This is a genomic window from Afifella sp. YEN Y35 (assembly GCF_047553465.1).
Classification (GTDB): domain Bacteria; phylum Pseudomonadota; class Alphaproteobacteria; order Rhizobiales; family Afifellaceae; genus Afifella; species Afifella aestuarii.
In genome coordinates this window covers 376,230-388,667 of sequence record NZ_CP180203.1, presented here as the reverse complement: position 1 = coordinate 388,667, position 12,438 = coordinate 376,230, and the positions used below count along the sequence as shown (strand labels likewise).

Annotated in this window: 10 protein-coding genes; 6 read left to right on the top strand and 4 right to left on the bottom strand. The window is 64.1% G+C overall.

Annotated features, from left to right (window positions below; genetic code table 11):
• Positions 1-3: 3 nt before the first annotated feature.
• A complete protein-coding gene (rpoZ, locus tag ACK8CP_RS01850; RefSeq protein ID WP_234628613.1) occupies positions 4-372 on the bottom strand; it encodes a DNA-directed RNA polymerase subunit omega in 369 nt (122 codons plus the stop codon).
• A gap of 185 nt (positions 373-557) precedes the next feature.
• On the opposite strand from rpoZ, the gene ACK8CP_RS01845 reads away from it, so the two are divergent.
• From ACK8CP_RS01845 to ACK8CP_RS01835, 3 genes are all read left to right on the top strand, one after another.
• A complete protein-coding gene (locus ACK8CP_RS01845) occupies positions 558-1,199 on the top strand; it encodes an NYN domain-containing protein (protein WP_234628614.1) in 642 nt (213 codons plus the stop codon).
• Complete coding sequence (locus ACK8CP_RS01840; protein WP_414833160.1) at positions 1,196-1,933, top strand: uracil-DNA glycosylase; 738 nt, start codon at positions 1,196-1,198, stop codon at positions 1,931-1,933. Before ACK8CP_RS01845 ends, ACK8CP_RS01840 begins: the two co-directional genes overlap by 4 nt.
• A gap of 106 nt (positions 1,934-2,039) precedes the next feature.
• Entirely contained in the window at positions 2,040-2,399 is a 360-nt protein-coding gene (locus tag ACK8CP_RS01835; protein ID WP_414833159.1) for a hypothetical protein, read from the top strand.
• Between the two features lie 29 nt (positions 2,400-2,428).
• Here the strand turns inward: ACK8CP_RS01835 and smpB are convergent, their stop codons facing one another.
• The gene (smpB, locus tag ACK8CP_RS01830) at positions 2,429-2,902 is read right to left on the bottom strand and encodes an SsrA-binding protein SmpB (RefSeq protein ID WP_128291372.1); all 474 of its coding nucleotides are present in this window, start codon (positions 2,900-2,902) and stop codon (positions 2,429-2,431) included.
• Between the two features lie 23 nt (positions 2,903-2,925).
• Positions 2,926-3,804 (bottom strand): 4-hydroxy-tetrahydrodipicolinate synthase, encoded by an 879-nt coding sequence (dapA, locus tag ACK8CP_RS01825; protein ID WP_414834167.1) that lies wholly within the window; start codon positions 3,802-3,804, stop codon positions 2,926-2,928.
• A 116-nt stretch (positions 3,805-3,920) separates the two neighbouring features.
• Here dapA and ACK8CP_RS01820 point away from each other — a divergent pair, with 116 nt between their 5' ends.
• The 3 genes from ACK8CP_RS01820 (at position 3,921) to ACK8CP_RS01810 (ending at position 11,038) form a co-directional block, all read left to right on the top strand.
• Positions 3,921-6,449, top strand: a complete 2,529-nt coding sequence (locus ACK8CP_RS01820; RefSeq protein ID WP_414833158.1) for a transglycosylase SLT domain-containing protein — start codon at positions 3,921-3,923, stop codon at positions 6,447-6,449.
• A 386-nt stretch (positions 6,450-6,835) separates the two neighbouring features.
• Positions 6,836-9,454, top strand: coding sequence for a diguanylate cyclase domain-containing protein (locus tag ACK8CP_RS01815; protein WP_414833157.1), 2,619 nt, complete (start codon positions 6,836-6,838; stop codon positions 9,452-9,454).
• A gap of 378 nt (positions 9,455-9,832) precedes the next feature.
• Positions 9,833-11,038, top strand: a complete 1,206-nt coding sequence (locus tag ACK8CP_RS01810; RefSeq protein ID WP_414833156.1) for a porin — start codon at positions 9,833-9,835, stop codon at positions 11,036-11,038.
• Between the two features lie 437 nt (positions 11,039-11,475).
• On the opposite strand, the gene ACK8CP_RS01805 is transcribed toward ACK8CP_RS01810, so the two are convergent.
• Complete coding sequence (locus ACK8CP_RS01805; RefSeq protein WP_414833155.1) at positions 11,476-12,399, bottom strand: alpha/beta fold hydrolase; 924 nt, start codon at positions 12,397-12,399, stop codon at positions 11,476-11,478.
• Positions 12,400-12,438: the final 39 nt, after the last annotated feature.

Sequence of the window (12,438 nt, the reverse complement as noted above, 5' to 3'; positions counted from 1 at the left end):
TTCTCAGTCGTCGCGCCGCTCGGGCGGATCGAGGCTCTCCAGACCGCGCAGGAGCTCTTCTTCGCTCATGCGGTCGAAGGTCACTTCGTCTTCCGCACCGCTCTGGGATTCGATCTCTTCCGGCGCCGGCTCCGGCTCGTCGACCTCGACGAACTTCTGCAAGGAATGAATGAGATCTTCCTTCATATCCTCGGGCTGAATCGTCTCGTCGGCAATCTCCCGCAAGGCAACGACGGGGTTCTTGTCGTTGTCCCGGTCCACCGTCAGCGGCGAACCGTTCGAGATCGTGCGCGAGCGGTGCGCCGCAAGAAGCACGAGATCGAACCGGTTATCGACCTTGTCGACGCAATCTTCCACGGTGACGCGCGCCATGGATGCACCTCCTCAAAAATCATTCGAAAAAGGGAATTGGGCTTCCCATAGGCCTTTTTCAACAGTCCCGCAAGGTTTACGAACAGCCTGCCTTGAAAGCGCCGAATCCCTCGCATAGGCGTTGGCAACTTTCTTGGTGCGGCAAAAATTTCCAAGAAAACACATTGTCTTAGAGGAGGTTCACGATGTTCGATGCGCGTGAAAAAGTCGCCTTATTTCTGGATGGAGCCAATCTTTACGCGACATCCCGCTCGCTTGGTTTCGACATCGACTATCGTCGTCTTCTCGATAGTTTTCGCAAGAAAGCCTATGTCTTGCGCGCGGTTTATTATACTGCGCTCGCCGAAGATCAGGAATATTCTTCAATCCGCCCCTTGATCGATTGGCTCGATTACAATGGTTACCGCATCGTCACCAAGCCGCTGAAGGAATTCACCGATGCGCAGGGCCGGCGGAAGGTCAAGGGCAATATGGACATCGAGCTCGCGGTCGATGCCATGGAAATCGCCGAGCACATCGACCATCTCATCCTCTTCTCCGGCGACGGAGACTTCCGCTATCTGGTCGACGCCTTGCAGCGCAAGGGCAAGAAGGTGACCGTTGCCTCCACCTTGAAATCGCAGCCGCCGATGATCTCCGACGAACTGCGCCGCCAGGCCGATCATTTTCTGGAGCTTGCCGACATGTCGGCCGAATTCGGCCGTGCCGGCCCCGCCCGCACGCGTCCCGCCTCCGATGACGAGAGCGAAGGCAGCCCCGGCTCCTATGAGGACGACGAGTTCGATTATTACGACGACGATGATGAAGTCGACACGAGCGCCCGGTGAAATACGCTGAAAACCCGGCCGCGGGGGAATTGCCGTCTTCGTCAAAAACCTCCCGCGGCGCCTGTCCGCCCGCGAACCCGCCCCGCGATTGCCCGCCCCCCGATTGCCCCCTTTGCCCGCGCCTCGTCGAATTCCGCAACGAGTGGCGGGCCAAAGAGCCGTCCTGGCACAACGCGCCCGTGCCGACCTTCGGCCCCTCTTCGGCCAGGCTCTTGATCATCGGTCTGGCGCCGGGCCTGCGCGGCGCCAATCGCACGGGGCGTCCCTTCACCGGCGATTATGCCGGTGATCTCCTCTACGACACGCTGATCGAATATGGCTTCGCGCGCGGCGAATACCGCGCCGATCCCAACGACACGCTCGAACTGGTCGATGCGGCGATCGTCAACGCGGTGCGCTGCGTGCCGCCGCAGAACAAGCCGGTCGGCGCGGAGATCAACAATTGCCGGCCATTCCTCGCCGCGACCATCGCCCGCCACACCGAGCTTGCGGCCATCCTGGCGCTCGGGCGCATCGCCCATGACAGCGTCGTGCGCACCCTCGGCCTGCGCCTCAAGGACGCGCCCTTCGGCCATGGAGCGGTGCACGAAATCACAGGCGAGACGTCAGGCGGCCTCCGCCTTTTCGACAGCTACCATTGCTCGCGTTACAACACGAACACCGGTGTTCTGACGGAAAAAATGTTCAAGGGCGTGTTCGCAGAGATCCGCAATCTCTTGGGCAAGCCGCGTTAATCGTTCGCTAACCAAGAAATTCCAGCCGGCATTCAGACATCGGCGCAACCTTGCCGCGACATTGATTGAAAGGCTACGCCGTCATCGGAATGGGGGGGGGGGAAGCATGGCCGAGCCGACACAAGATCTGACGACGATCGCGTATGTCTATGGTCCGAGCCAGACATCGCTCGCCATCTCCATGCTCAAGGCCCACGGCATCGTCGTGGTGCCGGTGGGACCGCAGCACATCTCCGTTGCCTGGCATTACAGCGTTGCACTCGGCGGCGTCGCCTTGCGCGTGCCATCGAGCCAGGCCGAGGAAGCTTTGGAAATTCTGAACGATTTCGGCGCGCCGGTGCGGCGCTTCAATCTGATGGCAGCAGCTTTTATGGTGTTCGCATTCCTGCTCGCCGGCGTCGCCGTTCCGCCCCGGGCGCTTTATCTCGCGGAAAGACGCGCAAGCTCAGGCGAGCTCCTCTCCTGAGCCGCCCCTGAGCCTCAGCAGGAGCCCGGCTAGCCGAGCTCCTTCAACAACCGGTTCTTCTCGCGCTGCCAGTCGCGCTTCTTCTCGGTCTCGCGCTTGTCGTGGGTCTTCTTGCCCTTGGCGAGCGCGATCGCGAGCTTGGCGATGCCGCGATCGTTGAAATAAAGCCGCAGCGGCACGATGGTCATGCCTTCGCGGTCGACGCTCTGCGACAGCCGGTCGATCTCGCGTTGATGCAAGAGCAGCCGGCGTTTGCGTCGCGGATCATGGTTGAACTGGTTCGCCTGGACATATTCCGGGATGTTGCCGTTGATCAGCCACACCTCACCGCGTTCCGGGCTCACATAGGATTCCGCGATATTGGCTTTGTTCTGCCGGAGGCTCTTCACCTCCGTTCCGACGAGCTGCAGGCCAGCCTCGATCGTCTCGCCGATTTCGTAATCGAAACGGGCGCGCCGATTGTCGGCCACAACCTTGTTGTTCGTCGTCGTCTTCTTCGCCATCGAAATCCAACTGCAACCTTGCGTTAATTGAGGAGCCCGGCATGGCGAAGCGCGTCCTGCACCTCGCCCTTGGTCTCCTCTCCGATCGTGGTGATCGGCGAGCGAACTTCCTCGCTCATCTTTCCGAGCACCGAGAGTGCATATTTGGTGGGTCCCGGGCTCGGCTCAAGGAACAATGCGCGATGGAGCGGCATCAGCCGGTCCTGATAGTCGAGCGCGGTTGAGAAATCGCCCGCCATGCAGGCCTTCTGGAATTCCGAACAGAGCTTCGGCGCGACGTTCGCCGTCACCGAAATGCAGCCATGCCCGCCATGCGCCATGAAGCCGAGCGCCGTCGGGTCTTCGCCGGAGAGCTGATTGAACTCCGTGCCGATCTCCTGGCGCTGCAGGCTGGCGCGCACGAGATTGGCCGTCGCGTCCTTGACGCCGGTGATGTTCGGGCAATCCTCGAAGAGCTGCTTCATCGTCTCCACGCTCATGTCGATCACCGAGCGCGGCGGGATGTTGTAGATGATGATCGGGATGGAGATCGCGTCCGCCACCGCCTTGAAATGCGCGTAGAGGCCCTTCTGGCTCGGCTTGTTGTAATAGGGCGTCACCACCAGCACGGCATCGGCACCCGCCTTCTCCGCATGTTCGGCAAGCTCGATCGCCTCGCGCGTATTGTTGGAGCCGGCCCCGGCGATCACCGGCACCCTTTTGGCCGTGACCTCGACGCACAATTCCACCACCCGCTTGTGCTCGGCATGCGACAGCGTCGGTGATTCGCCGGTCGTGCCGACGGGCACGAAGCCGTGGCTGCCCTCACCGATCTGCCATTCCAGGAAGTTGCGGAACGCCTCTTCATCGACATTACCGTTGCGCATGGGCGTCACCAGCGCCGGAATTGACCCCTTGAACATAACTTGGCCCAAAAATTCTGTCCTTTTGACTGTGGCGGCGGACGATAGTGGCGCATCCTGGCAAGAGCAAGCGCACCGCCTCCGCTCTGGGGCCGCAAGGAAGCAGAACCGAACACGTGATCTTGCCGAGCAGGAAACTCGCGGCGATCGCCGCAGCGTTCGCCCTGGCCATCGCGGCTGGGGAGTTTCTGCTCGTGCTTTCAGCCCCCGTGGCGACCGCCGCGCCCGCAACGCCGATGCTGCCGAAGCCGCGCCCGGTGGAAAAGGCCCCAGCGAGCGTTGAAGCCATGCCCGCGCCCCGCCCTGCCGCAGACGCCACCGCAACCGCAACCGCGACCTCAGACGCAAAGCCGGACGACATCGCGGAAGCGAAGGCGACACCCGCCTCTGCATCCGAAGATTCGACCGCCGAGAATGCGGCCCCCGAGAATGCGGCCCCCGAAAACGCTGCGCCTGAAGAAACCGCCGCTGCCGACACCGCATCCGCCGGCGCCGATGAAAACCCGCCCCAGGAGGCGGATGGGGACGCCTCGGCCAGCGTCGAGCCCGAAACGACCACCGGCTCGATCGGAACCGGCGAGACGCTCTCGGCGCAAACGGAGAAGCCGGCCCCGTCACCGGAGAACGCTGCAGAGAAGACCGGATCGCAGGAGCTTGCCTTTCTGGCGCCGCGCCCGCGTCCGATTCCGATGGGTGTCGCGGCTGAGCGGCTGAACCGGATGAAGAACGATCGCCCGCCTTACGGCTTTTCGCAGGCCGACCTCCTGAAGCGCGGCCTCGATCTCGTGACGGCCGATGCCTATACGAGCGCGCTCGCCTTCTCCGAGACCCTGCCGAACGCGTTCGACCGCGAACTCATTCGCTTCTTCGTCGCCCGCGCGCCCTTCTCCGGCCTCGCCCCGGCTACGATCGAGGAAGTCGCGCGCGACCACCCGGACTGGCCCGATCCCGACCTCCTGCGGCTGCGCGCCGAACAGGCGCTCCTGCGCACGCATCCGACGGGCGAAGCCCTTCTCGCCTTCTATGCCGAAGGCGCGCCGATGACGGATGATGGCTGGCTGCGGCTCGCCGATATCTATTCGGAGCGCGGCTGGCACAAGCGCAGCCGAAAAATCGTTCGCCGGATCTGGCGCGAGGAATCGCTGTCGAGCGCGCAGATGGCGCATATTCTGGCCGAGCATGCCGACGCGCTGTCAAAAGAAGACCACCTCTACCGCTTCCGCAGACTTCTCCTGCACAAGCGCACCGGCGAGGCGATCCGTGTCGGCCAGGCGATCGGTCCGGGCTATGACCAGCTGGCGCGTGCGGTCGCCGCCGCCGTCGACCGCGGCGGCTCGACCGCGAGCCTGATGGCCATCAAGACGCGGTTCCGGGGCGAACCCGCCTGGGAATACGCGCGCATCCTCATGCTCATTCGCAAAGACCAGCTTGTCGAAGCCGCTCTGCGCATGAGCCTGGTGGAGCGCGACGGCACCAGGCTGGGTGATGCCGACCGGTGGTGGGAGCTGCGCAAGGATCTGGCGCGCATGCTTCTGGAAGAAGGCTATCCCGCCCTCGCTTATTCCGTCGCCGCCACCCATGCCGCGCAATCGCCGGAAGCGATCGTCGAAGCGGAATTCCATGCCGGCTGGCTGGCACTCCGCTATCTCGATTCCCCGCGTGCCGCGCGGGCGCATTTTGCGAGGATCGCCGCCGTCGCCACGCAGCCGCGCTCCATCGCGCGCGGCTATTACTGGCTCGGTCGCGCCCATGCCGCGAGCGGCCACGCCGATCAGGCGGCCAAGGCCTATTCCGTCGCCGCCCGCCATGGCGCCACATATTATGGTCAGCTATCGCGCGAAGCTCTGGGCCTCACCCATACGGGGCTCGAACTCCGGCCGCGCCCGACCGCCCTCGACAGGCTGCGCTTTGCCGCAAGGCCGGAAGTGCACGCCATCAAGCGCCTCGCGGCGGCACAGCACAATTTCCGCACCCGCGCCTTTTTCATGGCGCTCGGCGACAAGCTCGAGAGTCCGGGCGAGCTCTCGCTTCTCGATACGCTGTCCCGGCGCATCAACGAACCGCATTACGGCATGCTCGCCGCCGCCCGCGCCGATGCCCGCGGCGTCGAGGTCGGGGCCCTGCGCGCGCCGCTCATCGTCGTCCCGCCGGACATTCCGCAGCCGGCGATCGTCGATCGCGCACTTCTCTATGCGGTCTCCAAACAGGAGAGCGCCTTCAATCCGTCGGCCACCAGCCATGTCGGAGCGCGCGGGCTGATGCAGTTCATGCCCGCGACCGCGCGCTCTACGGCGCGGCAGATCGGCCTTCCCTTCTCTCTCGTGCGCCTGTCGAGCGACCCCGCCTACAACGCCACTTTGGGCGCCGCCCATCTCGGCGAACTCCTGACCAATCTGCGCGGCTCATATATAATGACTTTTGCGGGCTATAATGCCGGGCCCGGCCGCGCCATCGATTGGGTGAAACGCTACGGCGACCCCCGCGGTGCGGAGACCGATCCCGTCGACTGGGTGGAGCGCATCCCCTTCGACGAGACGCGCAACTACGTCCAGAAGGTGATGGAAAACCTCCAGGCCTATCGCAGCCGCCTCGGCCACACGCTCTCCATCTCCAAGGATCTGGCGCACGGCGATCCGGTCCGTTAGCCCTTTCACGCGCCGCCCCTCACGCGCGCCCCCGCACCTGCACCCTCACTGCGCCCTCTGCCGCCAGCAACCGGCCTTCCGAGACGGGCAGCACCGCCCTAAAACGGGCTCGCACGCTGTGCTTGCGATACGACGCTCCCCGACCGGCATCGGCCCGCGTGCCGCCGGGTCTCAAAATTATCGAGCGACGCGATAATCGTACAAAAGAACAATTGATAGGCGAGTAGAACCTGTTTTACATTTGCAGGTGGAGACAATACAAATACTCGGTCAGAATTAACATTATATTCACCCACTAACCAAACAGGTTCAGGTCGCGCCATTCCTCTAGGGAATTGGTCATAAGCCTGGGGGAATCTGCGCTGGTGGTTGGAGAGGACGAGCCGATGGGGGAACAAGCGGCGAGTGCGAGGGCTGTCGGGGAATCTGAGCCGCCTCCGCGTTCCGCCGCGCGCCCGCAGGCGAGTGGGCCGCAAACGAGCGCGCCTCAGTCGAATGCGCTTCAGACGAGCGCACCGGCCTCTCTGTTCGATCAGAACGTCGTCGCCGCGGCTCAGATCCGCTTCACCGACGGCGGCTTCACCCGCATCAACCACCGCTGCGCCGCCCTGCTCGGCTTCGAGCCGGAGGGGCTCGCCGGCCGCTCGCTGATCTCTCTCGCCGTTCCAGAGGAGCGCAATATCTGGGGCGAGCGCCTGACGAGCCTCAGCTGCGGGGCTCTTTCGGAATGCAGCGGCGAAATGCACTGCATCGGCGGCAATGGCTGTCCCGTGCGGGTCAATCTCACCCTGAGCGCCTTCACGAGCGGCGGCACGCGTGCCGATGAATGCGTCGCCATCCTTCACGGCATCTCGCCCGAGGCCGCGCAGGCCCCGGCTCCCCGGATCGAGCAAGAGCCGGAGGCGACGTTCCGCGCCATCTACGAGAACATACAGGAGGGCGTGTACCGCTCCTCCATCGACGGCCGCCAGCTCGCGGCAAATCCCGCCCTCGTGCGCCTCAACGGCTACGACAGCGAGGCCGAGATGCTGGCGAATGTCCACGACATCGCCACCGAATGGTACGTCGACCCGACGCGGCGGGCCGAATTCCAGGCCGCCCTGCGCGAACACGGGCGGGTGGAGAGGTTCATCTCCGAGGTCTACCGCCACAAGACGCGCGAGCGCATTTGGGTGGAGGAGAACGCCCATCTCGTACGCGATCCGGTGACCGGCGAGACACTCTATTATGAGGGCACCGTCCGCGAGGTGACCGGAACGGTCGAACAGCTGATGCTGCATGAGCGCCTGCAACGGATCGGCGCCGTCATTTCGGCCTGTCTTTTTCAATTGCGGCGCCGCCCGAACGCGACCAGTGCCGTCCCCTATGCCGGTCTCGGCCTTGAGCCGCTTTTCGGGGTCGCTCCGGAGGACGTGCGCAACGATGCCTCCGCGCTCCTCGCCGCCGTCCATCGCGACGACCGCCCGCGCCTGTCGGCGAGCCTGTTGCGCTCAGCGACGCGCATGACGCCGTGGGCGTTGGAGTTTCGCGTCAATCATCCCCAGCGCGGCACGATCTGGCTGTCCGGTCGCGCCGTGCCCGACCGCGAGCCCGACGGCTCCGTCCTCTGGCATGGCCTCGTTTCGGATGTCACCGCCCTCAAGACCAATGAGCGGCAGATCTACGAGCTCGCCTATTTCGATTCCCTGACCGGCCTGCCGAACCGGCAGATGCTGCGCGACAGGCTGGCGATGGCGCTCGCCGCGAGCCGGCGCCGCAAGAGCTTCGGCGCCCTCCTCTTCATCGATCTCGATAATTTCAAGGTCATCAACGACAGCTACGGCCACGATGTCGGCGACCTGCTTCTCGCCAGCACCGCCCAGCGTCTGCGCCTGTGCCTGCGCGAGCTCGATACCGTCGCCCGGCTCGGGGGCGACGAGTTCGTCGTGCTCTTGCAGGATCTGGGGGATACGGAAGCGCAGGCGATGCGCCACGCCGACAGGGTGGCGCGCAAAGTGCTGCAGGCGGTCGACCAGCCCTGCCTCCTCAACGAGCAGCGCTTTCAGACCACCTGTTCGATTGGCCTCACCTTGCTGGACGGACGCGAGAGCGATCCGGAAGAACTCCTCAAACGCGCCGATCTCGCGATGTACGAAGCCAAGGCCGCCGGCCGCAACGGCCTCAGCGTCTTCAGCGCCGCAAAGCGGAACCCCGTCCGCGAGCATGTCGGTGCAATCGCCGACTTTCGCCGCGCGATCGACACCGGCGACATCGAGTTTCTGCTCGAGGCTCAATATGATGTCGACGGCAACTGCCGTGGCGCCGAGCTCCTGCCCTGCTGGCACCATGAAAGATGGGGGGCTTTCCGCCGTCAGGAGCTGGCAAGCTTCGCCGAAGAGGCCGGACAGGCGGAAGTTCTGACGCGCCAGGCGATCGCCCAGGCCTGCGCGCTCCTCGGCAGCTGGGGCACGAGGCCGGAACTCTGCCGGCTGTCGCTTTCCGTCGGTGTCAGTGCGCGCATGCTGCACGAGCGCGGCGCCGTGAGACGGATCAACCGCTTTCTTCTGGATGCCGGCGCCGACCCCAGGCGCCTCACGCTCGAATTGCCGGAGATCATTGTCGGCAGGAACGATGTGGCGCTCGCCGACAAGATGCATCGGCTGCGCCGTTCCGGCGTGCGCTTCACGCTCAAGAGTCTCGGCGGCCGCCTCACGCGCCTCGCCCAGCTCAAAGCGCTGCCCTTCGACGAGATCAAGATCGATCCGGCCGACATGCGCGATATCGCAGCCGAGCCGCCTCCCCTCATCCGCAAGGTCATGCGCATCGCCGACAGCCTCAACCTCATGGTCATCGCGGAAGGTGTCGAGACGGAGGCGCAGCGGCGGGCTCTGGCAGCCGCCGGTTGTGACCGCATCCAGGGGCCTTTGTCCGGACCACCGATGCCGCCCCAGGTGTTTGCAGAGAGATTCGCCTCCGCGGTGATTCCCCTCCACGCGGCGCAGCTGACGCAACAGAGATTCGCCTGATCCGAATCCCGGCCCATCCGAAATGTGTGGCTTCGGCGCACGATTCTCTCCGTCACCACCCCCGAACGGGATGCGCGCAAGGCCCCCAGAGGCGGGAAAGAGCCGCGAAACGGCGTCCACGTTAAGGCTTTCTTAGGGTTTGGGGCCTGCTTCGTGGCAATTGTGCAACATCGACTACCAAAGCCGGTAGCGCGGGCATTCTGATGTTGCCTGTGCAAGGCGGATGAATAGTGTGGCCTCAGGCAGCCACGAGGCAGCCCACTTCTTCGAAACGGAGAAGGTTGAGGGGCGGGGGACGCCACTCAGAACCGACGCCAACAAGGCGCGGACTGGAACGCAACTCCCCCGGCTCGTGCAACTTGGACTGGAGGTCTACAAATGAAACTCAAGAGCCTTCTTTTCGGCTCGGCGGCTGCTGTGATGGCCGTCACCGGAGCACAGGCCGCCGATCTGCCGGTCGCGGAGCCGGTCGAATACGTGCGGATTTGCGATGCGTTTGGCGCTGGATTCTACTACATCCCGGGCACCGACACCTGCTTGAAGGTCGGCGGTCGGGTGCGCGTTGAAGCGCACTACGTCAATGGCGACGACCAGGGCGACACGTTCAACGAGTTCACCTCGCGTGCTCGTGGCTATGTCCGCCTCGACGCTCGTACGCAGACCGACTTCGGTCTTCTGCGCGCCTATGTGAGCTCTTCGCTCCAGATCGGCCCGTCGAGCTTCGCCGACAACTACACTGAGGGTCAGTACCTCGAGAACGCTTTCATCCAGCTCTCGAATGACATGGGCACCCTCACCGTCGGTCATGCCTCGTCGTTCTTCGACTTCTTCGGCACCTACGGCTACGGCACGCGTATCGGCATCGACGATAACACGACCGAGCAGACGCTCTTCGCGTACACCTTCAACGTCGGCAATGGCGTTTCCGCCACGCTGTCGTTCGAAGACGCCGCTTCCGGCGGCCGTCGTGCGCACTTCGATGGTGTCACCATCGACGGTCAGGAATTCCCGGACGTCGTCGCCAACGTGCGCGTCGATCAGGGCTGGGGTTCTGCTCAGATCATGGGTGTCATTCACGACACCGGTGTTGAGAACGTCGACGACGCCCTCTTCAATGGCGATGACGACAGCGATCTCGGCTGGGCCATCGGCGCTGGCGTGACCGCCGGCATCCCGGGCACGGGCTTCGAGGCTTCGGTTCAGGCCAACTACACGCAGGGTGCTGTTTCTTACATCACCGCCGGCGTGAACAGCCTCATCCTCGAGAACACGCTCTCTGACGTGACCCTGGACGACGACGGCTCCATCGAGCTGACGAAGGCCTGGAACATCCGCGGCGGCATTTCGGCTGACTTCGCCACGCAGTGGACCGCGTCTCTGAATGCGTCCTACACGGACATCGACTACAAGGCCCTTGGTGACCTCGACTTCTACGGCATCACGGGTAACGTCGCTTGGACGCCGGTTTCTGGCTTCCTGATGGGCGTCGAAGTTGCTTACAACAACGTCGATTGGGAGTTTGCGGACTCCGACTCTCCGGACGACATCTGGGGCGTGATGTTCCGCGCACAGCGCACGTTCTAATCGCTTCAAGCGATCGGAATTGGGAAGGCCCGGCGGCAACGCCGGGCCTTTTCTTTTGGCCAGCGGCTCGGCTTTCCTCGACTCTGCGGGTTTTCAGAGCGGCAAAGAGCCTCAAAGTGCGGCACCCTTTGCGTGAAATCCTATCAGGCCCGCGCGACAAGCCTCAGCTCCCCGCTTTCGGACGAACACGCAGGCTCGGCCAAGGCCCGATCGGCCCGGCTGATCGGAACTGCGCAGAGCGAATGGGGCAGGCCGAACGGGGCCGAGCGAACAGGGCCGATTGAACGGGGCAGAGCTCGGCGGGCTCCTCAGCGTGCCCGGTGAAACCGCAAGCACCAAGATTCCCCTTCCCCGAAGCCAGGACGTGAGCCACCCCGACCTTTGTCGCGGCGGCACAGGTGGTTCACGAAAGTCTCAGGGGGAATTCGGCGACGCCTCTATGGCTTCGCAGGCTGATGGAGATCGCAGCGGCGCGCGAAGGCCGCGATCCGATCGAGCGTCGGCTGATCGCGCAGCAGAGGCGCATGTCCCTGCCCTTCGACCGTCAGCCGCTCCATGCCGGGATGGCGCCAGGCCATCTCCTCCACGGTCGCAGCGGTCAACAGATCGGAATTCTCGCCACGGATCGACAACAGCGGCACGTGCCGCAGGCTGTCGAATTGCGGCCAGAGCGTCGGCACCGCCTCTTCGAGATCGAGCGTGGCGACGCTCTTCAGAAGCTTCGGATCGTAATCCGGCTTGATCGCCCCATCCCGCTCCACGAACAGCGCCTGCGCATAGGCGCGCCAATCGTCATCGCTGAGGCTGGTGAAGGAATGGCCGGCAATCTGGCGAACGATCTTCTCGGCGTCCGCCATCGATTGCGGCATACGCATATTCGAAAGGTAGTTCTTGATGCGCGCGAGGCCGGTCCCTTCGATCTTGGGGCCGATATCGTTGAGGACGACACCTGCGATCAGGCCGGGGCGCATGGCGCCCAGGATCATCGTGATGATGCCGCCGCGCGAGGTTCCGACGAGGATCGCCCTCTCGATGCCGAGCGCCGTCGTGACGGCGAGAACGTCGTCGGCCTCCACCATCGGCGTGTAATGCGTCCAGTCGGGATCGTAGCCGGACAATCCGCGTCCGCGGTAATCGAGCGTTGCGACCAGCCGCGGCGTGTCGGCATGGGCCGAAAAGAACCGCGCCAACCTGTCGAAATCGCGCCCGTTGCGCGACAGACCCGGCAGGCAGACGAGCGGCAGCGCCGGGCTCTGCCAGTCGCCATAAAGGCGCAGGGCGAGCTTCAGCCCGTCCTGCGCCTTCACGTATAAGACGCGTCCTTCGCGCTCGCCTGTCCCGGCCATCGCTTCGTCGTTCATAGGGACAGGCAATAGCGCCTTTCATCCCATCCGTCCAAG